Source organism: Agrobacterium sp. El2ro-1b, assembly GCF_048298475.1.
GTDB classification, from domain to species: Bacteria; Pseudomonadota; Alphaproteobacteria; order Rhizobiales; family Rhizobiaceae; genus Agrobacterium; species Agrobacterium fabrum.
In genome coordinates this window covers 2,537,173-2,559,022 of record NZ_CP103458.1, presented here as the reverse complement: position 1 = coordinate 2,559,022, position 21,850 = coordinate 2,537,173, and the positions used below count along the sequence as shown (strand labels likewise).

25 protein-coding genes are annotated in these 21,850 nt (G+C 58.6%); 19 read left to right on the top strand and 6 right to left on the bottom strand.

The window, feature by feature from the left end; genetic code table 11:
* Nucleotides 1-51 precede the first annotated feature (51 nt).
* The 3 genes from cobA to NYR50_RS12505 all read left to right on the top strand — a co-directional run bounded on the left by cobA (nucleotide 52) and on the right by NYR50_RS12505 (nucleotide 3,624).
* Complete coding sequence (gene cobA, locus NYR50_RS12515) at nucleotides 52-840, top strand: uroporphyrinogen-III C-methyltransferase (RefSeq protein ID WP_418136149.1); 789 nt, start codon at nucleotides 52-54, stop codon at nucleotides 838-840.
* Nucleotides 837-2,153 carry a cobyrinate a,c-diamide synthase gene (locus tag NYR50_RS12510; protein WP_418136148.1) on the top strand — a complete coding sequence of 439 codons (1,317 nt, stop codon included), beginning with the start codon at nucleotides 837-839 and terminating at the stop codon, nucleotides 2,151-2,153. The genes cobA and NYR50_RS12510 overlap by 4 nt, the downstream gene beginning before the upstream one ends.
* A gap of 223 nt (nucleotides 2,154-2,376) precedes the next feature.
* On the top strand, nucleotides 2,377-3,624 hold the full coding sequence (locus NYR50_RS12505) for a cytochrome-c peroxidase (RefSeq protein WP_418136147.1): 1,248 nt from the start codon (nucleotides 2,377-2,379) through the stop codon (nucleotides 3,622-3,624).
* Here NYR50_RS12505 and leuB read toward each other — a convergent pair.
* The 3 genes from leuB to NYR50_RS12490 all read right to left on the bottom strand — a co-directional run bounded on the left by leuB (nucleotide 3,605) and on the right by NYR50_RS12490 (nucleotide 5,939).
* Nucleotides 3,605-4,717, bottom strand: a complete 1,113-nt coding sequence (leuB, locus tag NYR50_RS12500; RefSeq protein ID WP_418136146.1) for a 3-isopropylmalate dehydrogenase — start codon at nucleotides 4,715-4,717, stop codon at nucleotides 3,605-3,607. The genes NYR50_RS12505 and leuB overlap by 20 nt on opposite strands.
* Nucleotides 4,718-4,938: 221 nt before the next feature.
* Nucleotides 4,939-5,544 carry a 3-isopropylmalate dehydratase small subunit gene (gene leuD, locus NYR50_RS12495; protein WP_010972565.1) on the bottom strand — a complete coding sequence of 202 codons (606 nt, stop codon included), beginning with the start codon at nucleotides 5,542-5,544 and terminating at the stop codon, nucleotides 4,939-4,941.
* 164 nt (nucleotides 5,545-5,708) lie between these two features.
* The gene (locus NYR50_RS12490; protein WP_006310995.1) at nucleotides 5,709-5,939 is read right to left on the bottom strand and encodes a hypothetical protein; all 231 of its coding nucleotides are present in this window, start codon (nucleotides 5,937-5,939) and stop codon (nucleotides 5,709-5,711) included.
* 110 nt (nucleotides 5,940-6,049) lie between these two features.
* Here NYR50_RS12490 and NYR50_RS12485 point away from each other — a divergent pair, with 110 nt between their 5' ends.
* Both NYR50_RS12485 and NYR50_RS12480 read left to right on the top strand, forming a co-directional pair.
* On the top strand, nucleotides 6,050-6,961 hold the full coding sequence (locus tag NYR50_RS12485) for an HpcH/HpaI aldolase/citrate lyase family protein (protein WP_418137299.1): 912 nt from the start codon (nucleotides 6,050-6,052) through the stop codon (nucleotides 6,959-6,961).
* Entirely contained in the window at nucleotides 6,958-7,164 is a 207-nt protein-coding gene (locus tag NYR50_RS12480) for a DUF1737 domain-containing protein (RefSeq protein ID WP_003505258.1), read from the top strand. The genes NYR50_RS12485 and NYR50_RS12480 overlap by 4 nt, the downstream gene beginning before the upstream one ends.
* Before the next feature lie 674 nt (nucleotides 7,165-7,838).
* Here NYR50_RS12480 and NYR50_RS12475 read toward each other — a convergent pair.
* A complete protein-coding gene (locus NYR50_RS12475; protein WP_006310993.1) occupies nucleotides 7,839-8,279 on the bottom strand; it encodes a metallopeptidase family protein in 441 nt (146 codons plus the stop codon).
* A gap of 331 nt (nucleotides 8,280-8,610) precedes the next feature.
* Here NYR50_RS12475 and rplU point away from each other — a divergent pair, with 331 nt between their 5' ends.
* From rplU to NYR50_RS12405, 14 genes are all read left to right on the top strand, one after another.
* Nucleotides 8,611-8,925, top strand: a complete 315-nt coding sequence (rplU, locus tag NYR50_RS12470; RefSeq protein WP_003516451.1) for a 50S ribosomal protein L21 — start codon at nucleotides 8,611-8,613, stop codon at nucleotides 8,923-8,925.
* 40 nt (nucleotides 8,926-8,965) lie between these two features.
* Nucleotides 8,966-9,235: a 50S ribosomal protein L27 gene (rpmA, locus tag NYR50_RS12465; RefSeq protein ID WP_003492686.1), complete on the top strand. Its 270-nt coding sequence runs from the start codon at nucleotides 8,966-8,968 to the stop codon at nucleotides 9,233-9,235.
* 131 nt (nucleotides 9,236-9,366) lie between these two features.
* On the top strand, nucleotides 9,367-9,999 hold the full coding sequence (locus NYR50_RS12460) for a GNAT family N-acetyltransferase (protein ID WP_418136145.1): 633 nt from the start codon (nucleotides 9,367-9,369) through the stop codon (nucleotides 9,997-9,999).
* Nucleotides 9,996-10,586: a GNAT family N-acetyltransferase gene (locus NYR50_RS12455; RefSeq protein ID WP_418136144.1), complete on the top strand. Its 591-nt coding sequence runs from the start codon at nucleotides 9,996-9,998 to the stop codon at nucleotides 10,584-10,586. Before NYR50_RS12460 ends, NYR50_RS12455 begins: the two co-directional genes overlap by 4 nt.
* Before the next feature lie 214 nt (nucleotides 10,587-10,800).
* Entirely contained in the window at nucleotides 10,801-11,868 is a 1,068-nt protein-coding gene (gene obgE / locus NYR50_RS12450) for a GTPase ObgE (protein ID WP_006310970.1), read from the top strand.
* The gene (gene proB, locus NYR50_RS12445) at nucleotides 11,865-13,034 is read left to right on the top strand and encodes a glutamate 5-kinase (protein ID WP_418136143.1); all 1,170 of its coding nucleotides are present in this window, start codon (nucleotides 11,865-11,867) and stop codon (nucleotides 13,032-13,034) included. The genes obgE and proB overlap by 4 nt, the downstream gene beginning before the upstream one ends.
* Nucleotides 13,027-14,313, top strand: a complete 1,287-nt coding sequence (locus NYR50_RS12440) for a glutamate-5-semialdehyde dehydrogenase (protein WP_174009490.1) — start codon at nucleotides 13,027-13,029, stop codon at nucleotides 14,311-14,313. The genes proB and NYR50_RS12440 overlap by 8 nt, the downstream gene beginning before the upstream one ends.
* Nucleotides 14,314-14,316: 3 nt before the next feature.
* Nucleotides 14,317-14,940 (top strand): nicotinate-nucleotide adenylyltransferase, encoded by a 624-nt coding sequence (locus NYR50_RS12435; protein ID WP_418136142.1) that lies wholly within the window; start codon nucleotides 14,317-14,319, stop codon nucleotides 14,938-14,940.
* Nucleotides 14,941-14,990: 50 nt separating this feature from the next.
* Nucleotides 14,991-15,479, top strand: coding sequence for a ribosome silencing factor (gene rsfS, locus NYR50_RS12430; RefSeq protein WP_010972559.1), 489 nt, complete (start codon nucleotides 14,991-14,993; stop codon nucleotides 15,477-15,479).
* 158 nt (nucleotides 15,480-15,637) lie between these two features.
* On the top strand, nucleotides 15,638-16,120 hold the full coding sequence (gene rlmH / locus NYR50_RS12425; RefSeq protein ID WP_174020921.1) for a 23S rRNA (pseudouridine(1915)-N(3))-methyltransferase RlmH: 483 nt from the start codon (nucleotides 15,638-15,640) through the stop codon (nucleotides 16,118-16,120).
* A gap of 159 nt (nucleotides 16,121-16,279) precedes the next feature.
* The gene (locus NYR50_RS12420; RefSeq protein ID WP_418136141.1) at nucleotides 16,280-17,677 is read left to right on the top strand and encodes a murein hydrolase activator EnvC family protein; all 1,398 of its coding nucleotides are present in this window, start codon (nucleotides 16,280-16,282) and stop codon (nucleotides 17,675-17,677) included.
* Nucleotides 17,667-18,995: a S41 family peptidase gene (locus NYR50_RS12415; RefSeq protein ID WP_006310962.1), complete on the top strand. Its 1,329-nt coding sequence runs from the start codon at nucleotides 17,667-17,669 to the stop codon at nucleotides 18,993-18,995. The genes NYR50_RS12420 and NYR50_RS12415 overlap by 11 nt, the downstream gene beginning before the upstream one ends.
* A 62-nt stretch (nucleotides 18,996-19,057) precedes the next feature.
* Entirely contained in the window at nucleotides 19,058-20,257 is a 1,200-nt protein-coding gene (locus tag NYR50_RS12410; protein ID WP_418136140.1) for a divergent polysaccharide deacetylase family protein, read from the top strand.
* Nucleotides 20,258-20,303: 46 nt separating this feature from the next.
* A complete protein-coding gene (locus NYR50_RS12405) occupies nucleotides 20,304-20,816 on the top strand; it encodes an RNA pyrophosphohydrolase (RefSeq protein ID WP_174009485.1) in 513 nt (170 codons plus the stop codon).
* Nucleotides 20,817-20,856: 40 nt separating this feature from the next.
* On the opposite strand, the gene bfr is transcribed toward NYR50_RS12405, so the two are convergent.
* Together bfr and NYR50_RS12395 are read right to left on the bottom strand one after the other, a co-directional pair.
* Nucleotides 20,857-21,342 (bottom strand): bacterioferritin, encoded by a 486-nt coding sequence (bfr, locus tag NYR50_RS12400; protein WP_143242109.1) that lies wholly within the window; start codon nucleotides 21,340-21,342, stop codon nucleotides 20,857-20,859.
* Entirely contained in the window at nucleotides 21,308-21,619 is a 312-nt protein-coding gene (locus NYR50_RS12395) for a (2Fe-2S)-binding protein (protein WP_080600126.1), read from the bottom strand. The genes bfr and NYR50_RS12395 overlap by 35 nt, the downstream gene beginning before the upstream one ends.
* Nucleotides 21,620-21,850: the final 231 nt, after the last annotated feature.

The window sequence follows — 21,850 nt, the reverse complement described above, 5'->3', positions numbered from 1 at the left end:
CCTATAGCCGGGACGGCTTTTTCCGTCATCGTTAAAAAGCAGCCAAGAACAATGTCGATACCGCAGATTTTGAACAGCATCGCCGCAAAAGGTCCGGTCTTCGAAGCCGGCCACGTCTGGCTCGCGGGCGCGGGGCCGGGTGATGTGCGTTATCTGACGCTCGAAGTGGCGCTTGCGCTGTCGCAGGCTGATATCATCGTGCGCGATGCGCTGGTAAGCGACGATGTCGTGGCCCTCGGTCCGCAGGCGGAAGTCGTCTTTGCCGGCAAGCGTGGCGGCAAGCCCTCCGCGACGCAGGATGATATTACCGCTTCGCTGATCGATTTCGCCCGACAGGGAAAAAAGGTGCTGCGGCTGAAGGGCGGCGATCCCTTTATTTTCGGGCGTGGCGGCGAAGAGGCGGAGGCACTTGTCCATGCCGGCATTCCGTTTCGCATATTGCCGGGCATGACCTCGTCGTTCACTGCGCTCGCTTCGGCACGCATTCCTGCGACGATGCGCGGCATCAGCCGCGCCGTGACGCTCGCTACCGGCCATGCGGCGGGCACCGAAGAGGATCTCGACTGGCTGGCACTGGCGAAAACGCAGGAACCTATCGTCGTTTATATGGGGCTGAAGAATATCGGCACTATTGCCGGTCTTCTGATGCAGGGTGGACGTTCGGGAAAAACGCCGGTCGCCGTCATCATGTCGGCAACTACTGCGCAAGAACGGATTTTCATCGGTACATTGCAAAGCATAGCTGACGATGCAAAACGGGAGAGCTTCGAAGCGCCGGCTTTGATTATTGTCGGCGAGATTGTTTCGATGCGGGATCGTCTTGGAGTGTCGGGCTCATGACGGCGCGGGCAATCATCATCGGCGCGCCGCGCTCGGGCTCCGGCAAGACCAGTGTGACCATTGGCCTGCTCCGGGCTTTTGCGCGTCGTGGGGTGAAGGTGCGCGGCATCAAGACGGGGCCGGATTACATCGATCCCGGTTTTCATGCCTTCGCCACGGGCACACCCGGTCTCAATCTGGACAGCTGGGCCATGCAGCCGGACCTGCTGCGGCATCTGTTTTCGCAGCAGACCGAGGATGCGGAACTCATTCTCATCGAAAGCGCCATGGGCCTGTTCGACGGTATTCCCGTCGTGGAAAACCGCACCGGCTCGGCGGCGGATCTGGCGCGGCTGTTCGGCATTCCGGTTCTGCTGGTGCTGGATGTCTCCGGCCAGTCGCAGACGGCGGCTGCCATTGCGCATGGTTTCGCCAACTACGATCCCGATGTCACCATGGGAGCGGTGGTGTTGAACCGGGCCGGCAGCGAAAGGCACCGGACGCTCTGCACCGAAGCCATCGAAAAGATCGGTCTGCCGGTTGTCGGCTGCATTCTGCGTGATCCTTCCCTCGTCCTGCCGGAGCGACACCTGGGGCTGGTGCAGGCGAGCGAACATCCGGAAATTGACGCCCATATAGACCGGCTCGCGGATGCGATGGAAAAATCCATCGATCTTGATGCCTTGTTTTCGCTCGCTGCGCCGGTGGATATGCCCTGCGGTTCGGTGGAGGCGGCGATTGCGCCGCCCGGTCAGCGCATCGCGCTGGCGGAAGATGCGGCCTTCACCTTCCTTTATCCGCACCTCAGGAAGCATTGGCGTGCGGCCGGGGCAGAGATCATGCCGTTTTCGCCGCTCGCCGATGAGGCGCCCGATGAGAGCTGCGATATTTGCTGGCTGCCAGGTGGCTATCCCGAGCTTTTTGCCGGAAAACTTGCCGCTGCTGTCGGCTTCAAGGCGGGTATTGCCCGTTTTGCAGAGACAAAGCCGGTGCATGGCGAGTGCGGCGGTTACATGGTGCTCGGTGAGGGGCTGGAGGATGCGGAGGGCGTGGCCCATGCCATGACTGGTCTTCTGTCGCACGCCACGAGCTTTGCGACACGCAAGATGAATCTGGGCTACCGGCAGGCCACGATTGCGGCAGACAGCCCGCTCGGCGTGGCGGGAGACGTTCTGCGCGGCCATGAGTTTCATTATGCCCGGGTCATCGATCCCGGCCGTGATCAGCCCTTCGCTCATATGGCTGACGGGCAGGGTCGCCCGCTCGGGCCATCCGGCGGCAGGAGAGGTTTTGTCTCGGGCACGTTCTTCCATGCCATCGCCAGAGGCGGTTGATCGTTTGCGGTTCCGGTCGGGGGGATCTGCGGCAAAGTGGAGCGAGCTGCGAAAGTTTCTAGGCTCCAATCACGGGAAAGTGCTATAGGTCTCTTCATGGGATATGAAAAAGCGGAGTGAGCTCCGGTTATCCATATCCGGTGAAGCGCGACGGGACCTTAAACCGCTTCAAATTTCCCGGTCCGAAGCTGTTATCGCGCATTTTATTTCGAGCGTGCCTGCCATGATGAAACCCGGATTTTTTCTCTCTGCCGCTCTCGCTGCAGCCATTCTGCTGGCTCCTTTGGGCACCGGGCTCGACGGCATTGCCGCCCATGGCGGGGAAGATTATGCAACGCTGGAAAAGCTTGGCGCGGTCCTCTTCGACGATCCCAATCTCTCGATGAACCGCACCATGGCCTGTTCCACCTGCCATATGCAGACGGCCGGTTTTTCCGATGCACGGGAGAGCGAAAAGGTCGGGCGGGATGTATCGCTCGGCGATGACGGGACTTCTCTTGGCGACCGAAACGCGCCAACCGCGGCTTACGCCAAGTTCACGCCGCCTTTCGGCAAGAACGCGGCGGGAGAGTATGTCGGCGGGCAATTCTGGGATGGCCGCGCCTCCCTGCTGGAAGATCAGGCGGGCGGGCCGCCGCTCAATCCCGTCGAAATGGGCATGCCGGACAAGGCGGCTGTCGTGAAACGGCTCAAGGAGAACCCCGATTACGTCGCGGCCTTCGGCACGCAGTTCGGCAAGGATGTGTTCCAGAGCGATGAAACCGCCTATGCCGCTATGACCAAGGCGCTGGCGAGCTTCGAGCGCTCGGACGAATTTTCCACCTTCGATTCCAAATATGACCGCTTCCTGCGCGGCGAGGAAAAGCTGACCGATCAGGAGGAGCTGGGCCGCGTTCTGATTTCGTCGACGCAGTTCACCAATTGCAATACCTGCCACGAAATCCGTGGAGCCAAGGGTCTGGAAGATGGCCTCTTTACCAACCACAAATATTTCAACATCGGTGTTCCCGCCAATACATCCGTCAGGGCTGTGAACGGCTCGAAGCCGGATGCTGTCGATCTCGGGCTGGCGCAGAACCCGGCCGTTGCCGGCGATCCAGCCCAGCGGGGCAAGTTCAAGGTGCCGACGTTGCGCAACGTCGCCGTGACCGGTCCTTACATGCACAATGGCGTGTTCAGGGACCTGCGCACAGTGGTGCTGTTCTATGTAAAATATAAGAGCAAGAAGCCCAGCCGTCAGATCAATCCGGAAACCGGCAAGACATGGGATGCACCCGAGGTGCCCGAGAGTATCGCCATGACGGAACTGACATCGGCACCGGCACTGGATGACAAGCGGGTGGATGCCATCGTGGCATTTCTGAAGACGCTGACCGACCGTCGTTACGAGCATCTTCTGCCAAAGGAGGACGGGCAGACGGCGATGCCCCCTGCCCAGCCCGTTTCAAGCGTTACGCCGAAAGCGCCTTGAATTCGGCGAGAACCGCGTCACCCATCTCAGACGTGCCGACCTGACGGCAACCATCGGCCATGATGTCGGCAGTGCGGATGCCCTTGTCCAGCACGTTGGCGATCGCCGCCTCGAGCTTGGTGGCTTCATCCACCATGTTGAACGAGTAGCGCAGGCACATGGCGAAGGACGCGATCATGGCGATCGGGTTGGCGATGCCCTTGCCGGCGATGTCAGGAGCCGAACCGTGCACCGGCTCATACATGGCCTTGCGCTTGCCAGTCTTGGCATCAGGTGCGCCGAGCGAAGCCGATGGCAACATGCCGAGCGAGCCAGTCAGCATGGCGGCGACGTCCGACAGCATGTCACCGAAGAGATTGTCGGTCACGATCACGTCGAACTGCTTGGGCTTGCGCACCAGCTGCATGCCGCCGGCATCGGCTAGCATATGCTCCAGCTGCACGTCCTTGTATTTGGCCGCGTGGGTTTCGGTGACCACCTGATTCCACAACACGCCCGATTTCATGACGTTGCGCTTTTCCATCGAGCAGACGCGGTTGTCGCGGGTGCGGGCCAGTTCGAAAGCGACGCTGGCGATGCGCTCGATCTCGAAGGTGTCGTAGATCTGCGTGTCGATACCGCGCTTCTGGCCGTTGCCGAGATCGATGATCTGCTTCGGCTCACCGAAATAAACGCCGCCGGTCAGTTCGCGGACGATGAGGATATCGAGACCTTCGACCAGTTCCGGCTTCAGCGAGGAGGCGGCGGCGAGCGCCGGATAGCAGATCGCAGGGCGCAGGTTGGCGAAAAGTTCGAGGTCCTTGCGTAGGCGCAGCAGACCCGCTTCCGGGCGATGCTCATAGGGAACGCCGTCCCACTTCGGGCCGCCAACGGCACCGAACAGGATTGCATCGGCGGCAAGCGCCTTTTCCATGTCCGCATCGGAAATCGCCACGCCATGCGCGTCGTAAGCGGAACCGCCGACGAGGCCCTTAGAAACGGTGAAGCCGGCATTGTGCGCGCTGTTCATATATTCGATCAGCTTGCGGACCTCAGTCATGGCTTCAGGGCCGATACCATCACCGGGCAGCAGGAAAAGCGAACGGACTGTCATGAGAACCCTCCTTGGGCGGCGCGCCGGAAAACATCACGAAGGGTTTTCGATGGCGGCGAGCGCGGCGTCAAACTCGTTCCGTCCTGCGCATGCCGAGTCGTATTGCAGCCGGACGGGATCGAGGGCTTCTTATCTCCGCCTCAAGGGCTTTTCAAGCAAAGCAAAAGCCGATCCGGTACGGTTTGGTACGGGATCGGCTTTTTTGAAGAGCGGAAATGTGATCAGGCCCAGGGACGGACCGAGGCGTTCGCCTTTTCGAACGTGTCGATGGCGCCGGCGTGTTCCAGTGTCAGGCCGATATCGTCGAGACCGTTCAGCATGCAATGTCGCTTGAATTCGTCGATCTCGAAGGTGATGGTGCCACCGTCGGGTCCGCTGATTTCCTGGCGCTCCAGATCGATGGAGAGAACGGCGTTCGAGCCGCGCGAGGCGTCGTCCAGCAGCTTTTCGAGGTTCTCTGGGCTGACGACAACCGGCAGGATGCCGTTTTTGAAACAGTTGTTGTAGAAGATGTCGGCGAAGCTGGTTGAGATGACGCAACGGATTCCGAAATCGAGCAGTGCCCATGGTGCATGTTCGCGCGACGAGCCGCAGCCGAAATTGTCACCGGCAACGAGAATCTGGGCGTTCTGGTAGGCGGGCTTGTTCAGCACGAAATCGGGATTGGGCGAACCGTCTTCGAGATAACGGGATTCGGCGAAAAGACCCTTGCCGAGACCGGTGCGCTTGATGGTCTTCAGATAATCTTTCGGAATGATCATGTCGGTGTCAATATTGACGACCGGCATGGGCGCGGCGACGCCCGTCAGCTTGGTGAATTTTTCCATCTGTCGCTTCCCGTGTTTCCCTTGAACAAAATCCGGCACCGACAAAAGCCTGCCGGATGTTTCCTCTGGGGAAATACTGCAAAACCAGGCGCTTTAGAAGCGCAAATCCGCATTCTTCGGTACGCCCGTCGGGCGTTATCGCATCCTGACTGGATTACACGATCTCAGAGATCGATAATCGTGCCCTTGCCGTCGTTCCAGACACGCATGTCGCGCTGGTTACGGGGCTTGACCGGAATGGGGGCCGGCTTCAGACGCGCGGAAAGCAGGCGGGCAGCACTCAGGACCGCAAGCACACCGATGAAAGCGACCGTCAGCGACGCGGTGAAAAGAGCGACCATCGCCAGAATGGCAATTCCAGATGCGGCGATGAAAAACGAACGTATGCCTTGCATGATCCAAACCTTTCTATCGAGACGAATGTGGGCCTTCTTCTACCGGCTTGCAAGAGGATTCAGTGGATTGTCAGCTTGCAGATGTCACAAAAGCTTGACACAAGTGCGGCATCGTCAATTTTTCCGAAAATATTTCTGTGATACCACGTCGTTCCCTGCTGTCAGTTCCGGCCATCAATATCCGGGCACTCGAAAAAATCCGGGAGCTCGATTGTGATGGCGTGATCCTCGATCTGGAGGATTCGGTTGCGCCCGACATGAAGGGCAAGGCGCGGGAAAATCTGGAAAAGCTGTTCTCCGGTTCGTCTTTCGACGGAAGGGAAACCGTTATCCGCATCAATCCGCTTTCGACACCTGATGGAAAGGCGGATCTGCAGCTTGTGCTTTCCTGCCGGCCAGATGCGGTTTTATTGCCGAAGGTGGAACAGCCCTCCGATATTCATGACGTGGCCGATCTTCTCGCCGAGGCGGATGGGCCCGAGCATCTGAAAATCTGGGCGATGATCGAGACACCGCTTGGTGTCCTGAATGCCGCCTCGATTGCCGACGCTGCCCATACGCCGAATGCCCGGCTTGCCGCTTTCGTCATCGGGCTCAACGATCTACGCAAGGAAACGCATGTCCCACGCCTTCCCGGCCGCACCTATCTCGTGCCGTGGATGATGCAAGTGGTTCTTGCCGCTCGGGCCTATGGTCTCGATGTCGTTGACAGCGTCTCGAATGATTTTCGCGATATCGAGGCTTTCAAAGCCGAATGCGAACAGGGGCGCGCCATGGGCTTCGATGGCAAGATGCTGATCCATCCGGCCCAGATCGAAGCGGCCAACCGGCACTTCGGTCCGGATGAGGAGGCGGTTGCGGAAGCACGCGCGATTATTGCCGCTTTCGCAAAGCCGGAATCTGTGGAACTGAACATCATCAACATGAACGGTCAGATGATCGAACGGCTGCATGTGGGGCAGGCCGAAAGGCTGATCGCCATGGCCGATATCATCGCACAAAGAAAGGCAAAAAAGACGTGAAGGTCTATCGTTTCATAACCGGTCCCGACGACGCGAAATTCTGTCACAGGGTCACCGAAGCCCTGAACAAGGGATGGGAACTTGCGGGTTCACCAAGCTATGCCTTCAACGCTGCAAGCGGCGTGATGCATTGCGGCCAGGCCGTAACCAAGGTGGTCGAAGGCAAGGAATATCATCCGGATATGAAGCTTGGCGAGCAATAATAATAAGTAGAAAATCGAGTGATTCGGGTCCGTAAATCTGATTCTCTCGATTTTCTTGTTTGTTAGTGGGTCGGAACGAATACTAGGGCGTATTATTCACAGCTCTTGCTTGAAATATCCGAAAATACATTAACTACATGTTTTTAAAATATAAAATTTGTAAATCGCACCGTACATTGAGATAAAATTATCGTTGTACATAAGGTGAACAAATACAGCTTATTGCCCTACGCTTGACTCAAAATATCGAGTCCCAGCATATATTTACGAGCTCGGAGGCGGTCTCTGAGCCGGAACGACAAAGCCGAGGGTGCAACCTCGGCTCCGTGTCGAAACCACAATACCTTGGAAAGCTTGCGGATCAGCATATACACAGAGCAGAATACGCTCACAGACTCTTCTGTCAAGTTTGTCCAAGGTTGACACCTAAGAGGACAATCGCATGCATCAGCAGTCTTATAAATTGACCGAAAAAGACGCCGTAGAAATTTGGTTGCGGTACTGGGGTGGCGAGTTTCAGCACCACATTGCAGCTTCTTACGGTGTAAACCCGGGGCGGGTTAACGAAGTGATCAAGCGCAAACGTCTTGTAGGCAGTGAGACGATTGCAATTTCAATGAGGCATGACCACTAGTAACTTGAGGGCCGGCACCGCAATCTTTCGGTGCCGGTTTTTAACGCTCCGCCGCGGCCTCGTCGGCGCTTTCCTCGATCCGCTCCATGTCGTCATCCGACAGGCCGAAATGGTGGCCGATTTCGTGGATGAGGACGTGGGTGATGATATCACCAAGCGTTTCCTCGTTCTCGGCCCAATAGTCGAGAATGGGGCGCCGATAAAGCGTGATACGGTTTATCATCTCGCCCGTTTCCATGGTGAAACGTTCGGAAATACCGCGTCCTTCGAAGAGACCGAGAAGATCGAAGGGTGTTTCAAGCGCCATGTCTTCGAAGACGTCATCGGTCGGAAAATCGGCGATCTCGATGATGAGATCCTTCGTCAGTGCGCGAAATTCCTCCGGCAGGTGGCCATATGCCTCGATCGCAAGCGACTCGAAGGCGGAAAGTGTCGGCGCGTGGCGGTCCCGCCAATCGTCGGTCTGGTCTATGCGGGCCATTTCTGCTCCTTGTTGGAAGGCCCATATAAACACTTGCGGGGCAAATTTCGAGACCCGTCTGCTTCACCTGCCGAAAAAGCATGAAATTCTTGGCGTTACAGTTACTTTTCAAGCCGTCGTCATCTTGACATAAACAGGCGTCTCGCGTAATCGGCACCCAAATTGGTGGCGTAGTGCGCCTTCCGTTTATTCCGCCCCTTAAAAGGCGGCTTCACCGGCAGACATTCAAAGGGACTTCTGTCCTAACGGGTTTCTACCAAATTCCGACTGATAAAAAGACGGCCAGCTTGCATTTGCGGGCAGAGCCGGAACGAACATGAAAGGATAAACAATGTTCGCAGTCATCAAGACCGGCGGTAAGCAGTACCGCGTAGCGGCCGACGCCGTGCTGACCATCGAAAAGCTGGAAGCAGAGGCAGGCGCAACCGTAGAATTCACCGAAGTTCTCGTGATCGGCGAAGGCGCCGACGCTCAGTTCGGTGCTCCCTTTGTCAAGGGTGCCATCGTCAAGGCTGAAGTTGTCGAGCACAATCGCGGCAAGAAGGTCATCGCCTTCAAGAAGCGTCGTCGTCAGAACTCCAAGCGTTCGCGCGGCCATCGTCAGCATCACACTGTCGTCCGCATCACGGACATCGTTGCTGCCTGATCGGCGCGACACGGGAAACAAGGTTTAAAGGAGAACTCCAATGGCACACAAAAAAGCTGGCGGTTCCTCGCGTAACGGTCGCGATTCCGAATCCAAGCGCCTTGGCGTGAAGAAGTTTGGCGGCGAAGCTGTCATTCCAGGCAACATTATTCTGCGCCAGCGCGGCACGCAGTGGCATCCGGGCGCCAATGTTGGCATCGGCAAGGACCACACGATTTTCGCACTGACCGCAGGTAACGTGAACTTCCGTACGAAGGCCAATGGCCGCGTATTCGTATCCGTGGCCCCGAAAGCGGAAGCCGCAGAATAAGCCGGTAAGCGTCATATGCAGCCGGTGTCCCATCGACCCGGCTGAGACGTATCAGGTTCAGTCAAGAAAACAGGGGAGATGGGGCACCACCCAACTCCCCTTTTTCTTTACCCCCAAGGAGGGACTGAACCATGCAAGCTGAATTGTTGAGGGTTGACCAATCACGGTCACCCGAAGAGCGGCCGAGGCCCGATCGGTCGAGGAGCGATTGCCCCGTTTTACTGTCGCAGAGGCTGGTTTTACGCAAGCCTCACGAAGAAGACATCGACGCCCTTGCCCATCTTGCCAACAATGCCAATATCGCGACCATGGTGTCGCGTATGCCGCACCCGTACACGGCCAAAGACGCCGCGGACTTCGTGCGACGCACCAAAGCTGGCGAGATCGGCAAGTGCGTCTATTCGATTACCCGCATGGACAATGGCGAGTTTCTGGGTTGCTGCGCGCTTGAACCGCAGGAAGACGAGAAGACGCTGGAAATCGGTTACTGGCTGGGGGAACCCTACTGGAACCGCGGCTACATGACCGAAGCGGCGCATGCGCTGATCGACATGGCCTTCCGCACGCGCGAAATCGACCACATCGATGCCCGTTGCCGGGTCACCAACATTGGCTCGCGCCGCGTCATCCAGAAGTGCGGTTTCCAGTTCCAGGGCTCCGGCATGGTCGGTTCGTTGGCGCTCGGCGGCATGGTGCCAGTCGAATGGTACCGGCTGGACCGCAAGACCTGGGTTTCGCTGAAGAGCTGGGGGGACATGGGATGAGCGCGCTCGAACTGACCCGTCGCCGAACTGCTACGACCATGGCACCGCCCGGCCCCTGCCCCGTCGTCGAGACGCGGCGTCTGGTGTTGCGTCCGCAACGGCTTTCCGATGCCGGCAGCATCGCGGAATCGCTTGGTGATTTCGCCGTAACCAGAATGCTGGCCCGCGTTCCCGCACCCTATCACAAGCAGGATGCGCTGGAATGGCTGGTCTTGCGTACATCCGGTACCCTGCCCGACTGGGATTTCGCCATTACCAGTGGCGACGATACCCTGATCGGCGTCGTCTCGGTGGAGTTGCGGCACGGCGAGTGGCATCTCGGCTACTGGCTGAACCGCTTTTACTGGGGCAAGGGTTACATGACCGAGGCGGTGGCCGCCGTGGTCGAGCGGTTTTTCCGCCGCATGCCCGGAGTAGTTCTGCATTCCGGTGTGTTTGCGGATAACCCCGCTTCGCTTTGTGTGCAGGAAAAACTCGGCTTCCGGGTGACCGGCTGCCACCAGATCTACGCCACGGCGCGCGCCACCATGGTGGCGCATATCGATACGGTGATCACGGCTGAGGATTTCATCCGGCCGCACCGCTGACACTGAGGAGCCTCGGGCCGAAAACAGAGAGAGTTTTCGGCCCGAGGCGTTAAACGAAGCCGGTTTGAAGCAAACCGGCCTTGTCCCGCGCAGGGGCTTGCCGCACGATAGTCTTTGACCTCGTGAAGAAGCGCTTGTATTCGAAACGACGATATTTTTGTTTGGCGCGGCACGATTGGTTGGTGCGCCCGCAAACCGACAGAACGGCAGTCCGATGAAATTTCTCGATGAAGCAAAAGTCTATATCAAGTCCGGTGATGGTGGCGCAGGCGCCGTGTCGTTCCGGCGCGAAAAATTCATCGAGTTCGGCGGCCCTGACGGCGGTGATGGCGGACGCGGCGGCGATGTCTGGGTGGAAGTGGTCAATGGCCTTAACACGCTGATCGACTTCCGCTTCCAGCAACATTTCAAAGCCTCGATCGGACAGCATGGCATGGGCAAGACCCGCACCGGCGCCAAGGGTTCGGATGTCGTGCTGAAAGTGCCTGTTGGTACCCAGATTTTCGAGGAAGACAATGAAACGCTTATCATGGACCTCACCAAGGAAGGTCAGCGCTTTCGTCTTGCCGCCGGCGGCAATGGCGGTTTCGGCAATGCCTACTTCAAGTCGTCCACCAATCAGGCACCTACCCACGCCAATCCGGGCCTGGCAGGTGAGGAAAAAACCATCTGGCTGCGGCTTAAGCTGATTGCCGATGCCGGTCTCGTCGGTCTGCCGAATGCGGGTAAATCCACATTCCTGGCGACGGTGACGCGTGCGCGTCCGAAGATCGCCAATTATCCCTTTACCACGCTGCATCCCAACCTTGGCGTTGCGACCATCGACGGTCGTGAATTCGTGCTGGCCGACATTCCCGGTCTTATTGAAGGCGCACATGAGGGTGTGGGTATTGGTGACCGCTTCCTCGGCCATGTGGAGCGCACGCGGGTGCTGCTGCACCTCGTCTCCGCCCAGGAAGAAAAAGTCGGTAAGGCGTATAAGACCGTCAAGGCCGAACTCGACGCCTATGGCGGCGGGCTGACAGACAAGCCGGAAATCGTGGCGCTGTCGCAGATTGACGTGCTCGACGAGAAAGAACTGAAGAAAAAGGCCAAGGAACTGGAAAAGGCCTGCGGCCGTCCTCCGCTCCTGCTATCCGCTGCCGCCCATATCGGCATGACGGAAGCGCTGCGCGCCCTTCGTGACATCATCGTTTCGGCAAGCAATGGCGGCGATACCGCCCTTCCAGACCGGTCGATGCCGCATGAGAGCGAGGTCGAGGAAGAGGACGACCGCCTATGAGCCTGACGCGCAAGCCGCTGGCGAGCCACCACCGGATCGTCATCAAGATCGGGTCGGCGCTTCTGGTGGACCGGAAAAGCGGCCTGAAGAAAGACTGGCTGGATGCCATCTGCGAGGATATCGCTGCGCTCAAGAAAAACGGCGCGGATGTTCAGGTCGTGTCTTCGGGCGCCATCGCGCTGGGCCGCACCGTGCTCGGCCTGCCTTCCGGCGCCTTGAAGCTGGAAGAAAGCCAGGCGGCGGCGGCTGTCGGCCAGATTGCGCTGGCGCGGGCATGGTCGGAAAGCCTGTCGCGGCACGAGATCGTTGCCGGTCAAATTCTATTGACGTTGTCCGATACCGAAGAGCGCCGCCGTTATCTCAATGCGCGCGCCACCATCAACCAATTGCTGAAGATCGGCGCCATTCCGATCATCAATGAAAACGACACGGTGGCGACCACCGAAATCCGCTATGGCGACAATGACCGTCTGGCCGCACGCGTGGCCACGATGACGGGTGCCGATCTGCTGGTGCTGTTGTCGGATATTGACGGGCTCTACACCGCCCCGCCGCATCTCGATCCCGATGCGAAATTTCTCGAGACGATTGCCGATATCACGCCCGAAATCGAAGCCATGGCGGGTGGGGCTGCCTCCGAGCTTTCGCGCGGCGGCATGCGCACCAAGATCGATGCGGGCAAGATCGCGACCGCTGCCGGTTGTGGCATGATCATCGCTTCCGGCAAGACGCTCAATCCGCTGAAGGCAATCGAAAACGGTGCGCGGTCTTCCTGGTTTGCACCCTCCGGCACGCCGGTGACGGCGCGCAAGACCTGGATTGCCGGGCAATTGCAGCCGGCCGGCGAAATCCATGTCGATGCCGGGGCTGAAAAGGCGCTCTATGCCGGAAAGAGCCTGCTTCCCGCCGGCGTGCGGCAGGTGAAGGGCAATTTCGGACGCGGCGATGCCATTGCCATCATCGGCGTCGAAGGCCGTGAAGTGGCGCGTGGTCTTGCGGGTTACGATGCAGAGGAAGCGCGCCTGATCATCGGCCACAAGTCCAACGAGATCAAGGCGATCCTCGGTTATGTCGGACGGGCGGCGATGATCCATCGCGACGACCTTGTGATGACTGGCGCTGCCGTCAAAGTGAAACATGCAAAGAAGGATGAGGTCCATGCCTGAACAGGCCGTGAAGCAGAGCCATGATATCGACGCGCTGATGATGACCATCGGCGCTCAGGCGAAAGCTGCTTCGCGACCGTTGTCCATCGCCGGCACGGACCAGAAGAACCGTGCGCTGCTTGCCATGGCATCTGCCATTGAGGCTTCGAAGGAGGCGATCCTTGCCGCCAACCGCAAAGATCTGGCGGCTGCGGAAAGCGCCGGCCTTGCCGCTTCGTTCGTGGACAGGCTGACGCTTAACGATGCGCGCATCGCCGGCATTGCCGAAGGCATCCGCTCGGTTGCCGCGCTGTCCGATCCGGTCGGTGAAGTCATCGCGGCCTGGGATCGGCCCAATGGGCTGAAAATCGAGCGCGTCCGGACGCCACTCGGCGTTATCGGCGTGATCTACGAAAGCCGCCCGAATGTGACGGCGGATGCCGGCGCGCTGTGCCTCAAGGCCGGCAATGCCGTGATCCTGCGCGGCGGCTCGGATTCGCAACATTCATCGCGTGCTATCCATGCCTGCCTCGTGCAGGGCCTTAAGATCGCCGGTCTTCCGGAGCATGCCATTCAACTCGTGCCGGTGACCGACCGTGCCGCCGTCGGTGCGCTTCTCAGCGGCTTGAACGGCACGGTCGATGTCATCGTGCCGCGCGGCGGCAAAAGCCTGGTGGCGCGGGTGCAATCTGAAGCCCGTGTGCCGGTCTTCGCGCATCTGGAGGGCATCTGCCATATCTATGTCGACAAATCCGCTGATCTCGACATGGCGAAAGCCATCGTCGTAAATGCAAAGATGCGTCGCACCGGCATTTGCGGGGCGGCCGAAACCCTGCTGGTGGATGCGGCTGCCGTTCCTACACATCTGGAGCCGGTCGTCAAAGCCCTGCTTGACGCGGGTTGCGAAGTACGCGGGTCGCAGGCCGTTCGCGATGTTGTCGCGGGTCTGGTACCGGCAGCGGAAGAGGACTGGCGCACCGAATATCTCGATGCGATCATTTCGGTCGCCGTGGTCAATGGCATTTCCGGCGCGATCGAGCACATTGGCACCTATTCTTCCAATCATACCGAGGCGGTGATCGCCGAGGACCCGGATGTGGTCGCGCGGTTCTTCAACGAACTCGATTCGGCCATTCTGCTGCACAATGCCTCGACACAATTTGCCGATGGCGGCGAATTCGGCATGGGTGCGGAAATCGGCATCGCCACCGGCAAGATGCATGCGCGGGGCCCCGTCGGCGTCGAGCAGCTCACCTCGTTCAAATACCGTGTGCATGGCACCGGCCAGACACGGACCTGATATTTGTCGGCCGAAGCACGCCTCGACAGACGTTATCTCACCATGCCGTATGCGGAGCGCGGCATGGTGGTCGGGCTATTCGGCGGTTCCTTCAACCCACCGCATGCCGGTCATGCGCTCGTCGCCGAAATCGCGTTGCGCAGGCTGGGCCTCGACCAGCTCTGGTGGATGGTCACGCCCGGTAATCCGCTGAAAAGCCGCTCCGAACTGGCGTCCCTTGAAGACCGTATCGCCGCCTGCGAAAGGCTCGTCAGCGATCCGCGTATCAAGGTAACAGCCTTCGAAAAATCGCTCGGGATCAGCTACACGGCCAATACGCTCGCCAGGGTGAAGGCAAAAAATCCGCACGTACGCTTCATCTGGATCATGGGGGCGGACAATCTCAAGAGCTTCCATCGTTGGCAGAAATGGCGAGAGATCGCCGAGACCTTTCCGATCGCGGTGATCGATCGGCCAGGCTCCACCCTTTCTTATCTCTCCTCCACCACGGCGCAGGCCTTCAGCCAGGCGCGGATAGATGAGGATGACGCGGGCGTTTTATGGAAAAAACGGGCGCCCGCCTGGGTCTTCATCCATGGTCCGCGCTCGACGCTCAGTTCGACGGCGCTCCGCAATAATCACAAATGATGTATGCGACAGCCGTTGAAGGCTCCATATCTTGAAAAGTTAATGCTTTGATGCCACCTTCATGGGGCGACGCACAGATTCGCGTCGCCAGTATCTGTTTTGTCATTCTTGGAAAGGGAAAACCTCTGACAACAGTACACACCAAGGGAAAAGCATTTGTTGCTATCCCGAAGGGTCAGGACAGTGGCGACGATGCCGCCGATCATGCCCTCGAAACCGTCCTCGCGAGCCTCGAGGACTCCAAGGCTGAAGATATCGTATCTCTCGACATTGCCGGAAAATCGGCGCTTGCAGACTACATGGTCGTGGTCTCCGGGCGATCGAACAGGCATGTCTCGGCGATCTGCGAACATCTCCTGAAAGATATGAAGGATGAAGGGTTCGGAAACGCCCGCATCGAAGGCCTTGAGGCCGGAGACTGGGTGGTTATTGACGCCGGCGATATCATCGTTCATGTGTTCCGTCCGGAAATCCGCGTCTTCTACAACATTGAAAAAATGTGGGCGACGCCGGAAATGCCGGAAGAAACGCTGCATTGATGCGGTGAGCCTTTGAGCGAGTGCATCGTGTTTGCCGAAGATCACGACTGACTTCGGAAACGGTGTCTCTGGCCGGAAATCAGACCGGCCGCATAGGAATCCGCAGGCTATGCTGTTAAGAGCGGGACCCTGGTGGTCACGACGAGTGCAGGTTTGCGATGCGGATTTCAATTTTTGCGGTGGGACGGCTGAAATCCGGCCCTGAAAAGGATCTTGCGGCCCGTTATATCGAGCGTCTGGCCAAGACCGGTCCGGCGATCGGGCTGGAGTTTTCCCGGGTGATCGAGGTGGGCGAAAGCCGTGCTTCCAATGCCGAGACCCGCAAGCGCGAAGAAGCGGCGATGCTGGAAAAACATCTGGCTGACGGCGCGGTCCTCGTCTTGCTGGACGAGCGCGGAAAAGCCCTTGATAGTCCTGCCTTCGCTTCGTTTTTTGGCGATCTGCGCGATAGCGGCAAGCGTGACCTCGTGATCGCCATAGGCGGGGCAGACGGGCTCGATCCCGCGCTTTATGACAAGGCGACGGCGGTTCTCAATCTCGGCAAGCTGACCTGGCCGCATCAGATCGTTCGTATCCTGATTGCCGAACAGCTCTACCGTGCCGTCACCATCCTTTCCGGCCATCCCTACCACCGCGTTTGAACGGGTTTCGATTCCAAAAATCGTCTCAATTTCAACATGAAACTCCGCGACACCGCTGGCTGCGAGGGGCTTTGACGGCAGCCTTTTTCAGGCCCCTTGGAAGATCGCGACAAAATCCGTAATATCGGCGCTTCCGCTTCGGCAGCAAAGAAAGTTCAAATGGATACTGAGCCTCAACGACAACGGCACGCTGCCCTTGCGGGCGCGGTTATTGCTGCTTTCGTTTTAGGTGGTAGCCCTGTTCATGCGCGTGATGATGCGGGAGCCTTTCCTGCGGCGACCGACGATTCGTCCCCCGCCGCGCTTCAGGCGCTGGAAAAGCGTCGGGATCAGAACCGGCAGGATCTGGAAGAGCTGGTCGACAGCATCGGCCTCTCGGAGGACAAGACAAGGACGCTCGAGGAAAGCATCGCTTCCCTCAATCAGGACAGCGCCCGCATCCGCGAAGAACTGATCGCATCGGCCGCCCGGCGTAAAGCGCTGGAAGCCAAGATCAGTGACGGCGAAGATCGTCTGGCCAAGCTTTCGGTGCGCGAGGATGACGTTAAGGCATCGCTGCGGGAAAGACGCGGCGTGCTGGCGGAGGTTCTGGCGGCGTTGCAGCGAATGGGCAGAAACCCGCCCCCCGCCCTTCTTGTTTCGCCGGAAGACGCGCTTGCTTCGGTCCGTAGTGCCATTCTTCTCGGCGCAGTCGTGCCCGGCATTCGTGGTGAAACCGACAAGCTGGTTGCCGCTCTCAAAGAATTGACCGATGTCAGGCAGGCAATCGCTCGCGAAAAGGATGATCTTACGGGTATGATGACGGCAAGTCTGGAAGAGGAAAAACGCCTCGACCTGCTGATTGCCGAAAACGACCGCAAGAACACCCAAACGGCGGCGCAGCTGGAGGCGGAACGCAAGCGATCTGAAGAGCTTGCGGGCAAGGCGACGAGCCTTGAAGGACTGGTTAGCTCGCTTGAAGGCGAGATTACCTCGGTGCGTGAGGCGATGGAAAAGGCGCGGGCGGAAGAGCAGCGTCTGGCCCGTCTTTCCGAAGCGGAACGCGAGAAAGAGCGTGCCGCGGCCGAGGCCGGAATGCCCGATAAAAACCGCATTGCGCCCGCATATCCCTTCGCGAGTTTGAAGGGAAAGCTGGAGCTGCCGGTTGCTGGCGAGGTGTTGCGGCGCTTCGGCGATGCGGATGGTACGGGCCACTTTTCCAAGGGAATTGTTGTGGCGAGCGGACCGGAAGCCATCGTGACAGCGCCTGCGGATGGCTTCGTGGTGTTTGCCGGAGATTTTCGCAGTTATGGCCGGATGATCATCCTCAATACGGGTAATGGATATCATGTGGTGATGACGGGCATGGACAATGTGAGGACGCGACAGGGCATGTTTGTGTTCTCCGGAGAGCCCATCGCCTCCATGGGTGCAAAAAGAGTAGCGAGTGCAGCAGCATTGGCGCTGGAAACCGACCGGCCAACGCTCTACATTGAGTTCAGGAAAAATGGTGTGCCGGTTGATTCCCAACCATGGTGGACCGCAAAAAATACCGGAAGGGCGCACAATGATTCGTAAGGTTTCGCTTCTCCTTATCGGTGGGCTTATGGGCGCCACGGCGATGAGTGTGATTTATTCGGCGAGCATGCCGGCACAGGCGGCCGGGCCTTCGACCTATAAGGAACTGTCGATTTTTGGCGACGTGTTCGAACGCGTGCGCGCACAATATGTGACGCCGCCCGATGACGAGAAGCTGGTTGAAAATGCCATCAACGGCATGCTCAGCTCGCTCGATCCGCATTCGAGCTTCATGAATGCCAAGGATGCCAACGACATGCGCACCCAGACCAAGGGTGAGTTTGGCGGTCTCGGCATCGAAGTGACCATGGAGAACGAGCTGGTCAAGGTCATCTCGCCGATGGATGACACACCGGCTTCGCGTGCAGGCATTCTCGCCGGCGACTATATTTCGGAAATCGACGGTACGCCGGTTCGCGGCCTGAAGCTGGAACAGGCCGTCGAAAAGATGCGCGGTGCCGTTAAGACGCCGATCAAGCTGACGGTAATCCGCAAGGGTGCCGACAAGCCGCTCGAATTCACCGTGGTGCGTGACGTGATTGCCGTGCGGGCGGTCAAGTCTCGCGTCGAGGGTGACAATGTCGGTTATCTGCGCGTCATCTCCTTCACCGAGAAGACCTATGACGATCTCGAAAAGGCGATCAAGAAGATCAAGGCGGATGTGCCGGCCGACAAGCTGAAGGGCTATGTCCTCGACCTGCGCCTCAACCCGGGCGGTCTGCTCGATCAGGCGATCAATGTCTCCGACGCTTTCCTCGAGCGCGGTGAGGTTGTTTCGACCCGTGGCCGCAATCCCGATGAGACACGTCGCTTCAATGCGACGGCCGGCGATCTGACCGATGGCAAACCGGTGATCGTGCTGGTCAACGGCGGTTCGGCTTCGGCGTCGGAAATCGTCGCGGGTGCGTTGCAGGATCTGCGTCGTGCGACCGTGGTCGGCACGCGCTCCTTCGGTAAGGGTTCGGTTCAGACGATCATTCCGCTCGGTGAAGCGGGCGCGTTGCGCCTGACCACGGCGCTTTATTACACGCCGTCGGGCAAGTCGATCCAGGGTACGGGCATTGAGCCCGATATCAAGGTGGAGCAGCCGTTGCCGGCAGAATTGCAGGGCCGTGTGACGGCTGAAGGCGAATCCAGCCTTTCTGGTCACATCAAAGGCCAGAGCGAGACCGACGAGGGTTCGGGCTCTTCCGCCTACGTCCCGCCGGAAGCAAAGGACGACATCCAGCTCAACTACGCGCTGGACCTGTTGCGCGGCGCCAAGACGGATCCGTCTTTCCCGCCGAACCCGGACAAGGCTGTGGTCAACAAGCAGTAAGATGAGGCGTCGGCACGCCGGCGCGTTGTCTCCATTGCCCAACCATTTGGACGGACTGTTTATTGTCTTCGGACCTGCGAAAACCGCTTCTGGGTCGTCAGAAAAAAAGCGCCGGTATCAACCGGCGCTTTTCCGTCATTATGCTTCTGTCTGTGCTTGCCGTTCTGTCGATCGGTGGCCTGTCCATCTACACGGCCCTGTCGCCCGGTAATCTGCAGAAGACGGCGGCGGGACCGGATGGACAGCCGCAGCTTGCCGAAAAGGCCCCTGAAAAAGCACAGGTCGATGTGCCTGCTGCCGGTGACACCGCCGGGCTGCAGCCGCAAAGCGGTCGCTCCGGCGCCAATATCAATCGGGCGACCTTGCCTGATGGTAATGTCGTATCGGTTTATTCTCCCCGGCCCCGTGACAGTGACGGCCCTGTGCTGATGAGCGGCCAGACCTATGGCCAGGATCCGCGCATGGCGACGCGGCCCAATGAGGAGCTGCTGGAGGAAACCGCCTTCGGTCAATTGCCCGTTGTCGGTACGGATGGCCTGCGGCCGATGGAGCAATATGCGCGGCCATGGTCCGGCGCACGCGGCACCCGGGTGGCAATTGTGGTCGGCGGTCTCGGTCTCAGCCAGACGGGTTCACAAAAGGCGATCCGGGATCTGCCGCCGGAGGTAACGCTCGGTTTTGCCGCCAGCGGCAACAGCCTGCAGCGCTGGATGCAGGACGCGCGCCGGCAAGGGCATGAGATCCTTCTGCAGATACCGCTGGAACCCTTCGGTTATCCCGGCACCAATCCCGGTCCTGACACCTTGCTGGCGGGCGACCCCGCCAAGGTCAATATTGACCGGCTGCATCGCTCCATGGTGAAAATCACCAATTATACCGGCGTCATGAATTATCTTGGCGGGCGTTTCCTGGCCGAACAGTCCGCGCTGGAGCCGGTCATGCGTGATATCGGCAAACGTGGATTGCTGTTTCTGGATGATGGCTCCTCGGCGCAGTCGCTGAGCGGCGGGATTGCGAAAGCCATTTCCGCGCCACAGGGTTTCGCGGATGTTCTGCTTGACGGTGAAGTCACCGAAGCCTCCATTCTGCGTAAGCTGGACGATCTGGAACGGATTGCGCGCCGCAACGGCCAGGCTATCGGTGTGGCCTCGGCATTCGATGAAAGCATTGCGGCGATCTCGAAATGGTCACGCGAGGCTGGCGAGCGCGGCATCGAGATTGTCGGCGTTTCTGCGCTTGTTTCCGGGCAGGCGGGGCAGTAAACCTTGCCTGCGTCCATTTCCGGCGCTGAGACAGTGCGGGTTTCCCATGACAATCAAAGCAGAAGATTTGCCTTACCGTCCCTGTGCGGGAATAATGGTTCTGAACGCTCAGGGCCTCGTCTGGGCCGGCCGGCGCATCAAGGAGGGCAACTCCGAATATGATGGCTCGCCGCAATTGTGGCAGATGCCGCAGGGTGGCATCGATGATGGCGAACGGCCTTTGACGGCTGCCATTCGTGAACTCTATGAAGAGACGGGCATGAAGACGGTGACCCTGCTTGCGGAGGCGAGCGACTGGATTCACTATGATCTGCCAGCCGAACTGATCGGTATCGGCCTCAAGGGCAAATATCGCGGCCAGGCGCAGCGCTGGTTCGCGTTCCGCTTCGAGGGCGATGAAAGCGAAATCCAGATCGATCCGCCGCCTACCGGGCATTCAGCCGAATTCGACGCCTGGGACTGGAAGCCGATGGAAAGTCTTCCGGAACTGATCGTGCCCTTCAAGCGGGCGGTCTATGAAAAGGTCGTGGCTGAATTCAAGCACCTTTCCGGCAAATAAAAAGGCGGCCAAGGCCGCCTTTCCGTTCTGTCGCCGGTGCTTATTCCGCTTCGTTGGCGGAATCTGCGTTGAGCTGGCCGTATTTTTCCGCGCCGATCTTGCCGAGAAGTTCAAGCTGGGTTTCGAGGAAGTCGATATGGCCTTCCTCGTCGATCAGGAGGGCTTCGAATAGCTTCATGGACACGTAGTCTCCAGCCTCTGAACAGATGTCACGCGATTTCTTGTAGGAAGTCCGTGCGTCGTATTCGCCAGCCAGGTCGGCTTCAAGCACTTCCTTGACGTTCTGGCCGATGCGCAGCGGGGCCAGAGTCTGGAGGTTGGGATGACCTTCCAGGAAGATGATACGATCGATGATCTTGTCGGCGTGCTGCATCTCTTCGATGGATTCCGCACGCTCCTTCTTTGCGAGCTTGGTGAAACCCCAATCATTCAGAAGCCGGTAGTGAAGCCAATACTGGTTTACTGCACCAAGTTCTAGAAAAAGGGCTTCGTTAAGCCGCTCGATGACTTTTTTGTCGCCTTTCAATGTCCGCTCTCCTGTTCTCTTCATGGAATCGCTTCAAGCGGGACATAAAATCAAAAACATCGGCCTCCGTCGAGTGGCGACGGGCGTGATATTCTTCCGTGGTCTTGATGATCAGGTCGACAACGGTCGGAAAACAGCCGCAGCAGCGACCGCGTTTTTCCATGGCATGATACACTTTTGCCGGAACGATAAGCTGCCAACAGTCCTCATCGAGGAGTTCGTTGATGACGTCCCGGATATCGTGATCGGTAATGTAATTGCAGCTGCAAACCAGCATGATGGACTGCCTGTATGACGCAACACGTTGTTTTCATTCTTAAACCAAAACAGGACAGCAAATGTCAAGAAAAACCTCCGATAGTGCAGGTGTTGCTTTTCTAGACTCATTCTAAACTTTACGAAAACTGTCGTATTTTCATTGGTTTAGCGAATTCTGTATTGCAGTGTTTTGCATTCAAGTTTTTGTGCGCGGCAAAATTATCCGGCGTCATTATCACGAAAAGTTTAC

Coding starts and splice junctions, on each gene's coding strand:
- leuD (WP_010972565.1), bottom strand. CDS start 5,544: ATGGAAAAATTCACCAAGCTGACGGGCGTCGCCGCGCCCATGCCGGTC.
- NYR50_RS12455 (WP_418136144.1), top strand. CDS start 9,996: ATGAGCGCGCTCGAACTGACCCGTCGCCGAACTGCTACGACCATGGCA.
- rsfS (WP_010972559.1), top strand. CDS start 14,991: ATGCCACCTTCATGGGGCGACGCACAGATTCGCGTCGCCAGTATCTGT.
- obgE (WP_006310970.1), top strand. CDS start 10,801: ATGAAATTTCTCGATGAAGCAAAAGTCTATATCAAGTCCGGTGATGGT.
- NYR50_RS12405 (WP_174009485.1), top strand. CDS start 20,304: ATGACAATCAAAGCAGAAGATTTGCCTTACCGTCCCTGTGCGGGAATA.
- NYR50_RS12510 (WP_418136148.1), top strand. CDS start 837: ATGACGGCGCGGGCAATCATCATCGGCGCGCCGCGCTCGGGCTCCGGC.
- cobA (WP_418136149.1), top strand. CDS start 52: ATGTCGATACCGCAGATTTTGAACAGCATCGCCGCAAAAGGTCCGGTC.
- NYR50_RS12490 (WP_006310995.1), bottom strand. CDS start 5,939: ATGCAAGGCATACGTTCGTTTTTCATCGCCGCATCTGGAATTGCCATT.
- NYR50_RS12460 (WP_418136145.1), top strand. CDS start 9,367: ATGCAAGCTGAATTGTTGAGGGTTGACCAATCACGGTCACCCGAAGAG.
- NYR50_RS12415 (WP_006310962.1), top strand. CDS start 17,667: ATGATTCGTAAGGTTTCGCTTCTCCTTATCGGTGGGCTTATGGGCGCC.
- rpmA (WP_003492686.1), top strand. CDS start 8,966: ATGGCACACAAAAAAGCTGGCGGTTCCTCGCGTAACGGTCGCGATTCC.
- leuB (WP_418136146.1), bottom strand. CDS start 4,717: ATGACAGTCCGTTCGCTTTTCCTGCTGCCCGGTGATGGTATCGGCCCT.
- NYR50_RS12395 (WP_080600126.1), bottom strand. CDS start 21,619: ATGCTGGTTTGCAGCTGCAATTACATTACCGATCACGATATCCGGGAC.
- NYR50_RS12505 (WP_418136147.1), top strand. CDS start 2,377: ATGATGAAACCCGGATTTTTTCTCTCTGCCGCTCTCGCTGCAGCCATT.
- NYR50_RS12475 (WP_006310993.1), bottom strand. CDS start 8,279: ATGGCCCGCATAGACCAGACCGACGATTGGCGGGACCGCCACGCGCCG.
- rplU (WP_003516451.1), top strand. CDS start 8,611: ATGTTCGCAGTCATCAAGACCGGCGGTAAGCAGTACCGCGTAGCGGCC.
- NYR50_RS12420 (WP_418136141.1), top strand. CDS start 16,280: ATGGATACTGAGCCTCAACGACAACGGCACGCTGCCCTTGCGGGCGCG.
- rlmH (WP_174020921.1), top strand. CDS start 15,638: ATGCGGATTTCAATTTTTGCGGTGGGACGGCTGAAATCCGGCCCTGAA.
- NYR50_RS12440 (WP_174009490.1), top strand. CDS start 13,027: ATGCCTGAACAGGCCGTGAAGCAGAGCCATGATATCGACGCGCTGATG.
- proB (WP_418136143.1), top strand. CDS start 11,865: ATGAGCCTGACGCGCAAGCCGCTGGCGAGCCACCACCGGATCGTCATC.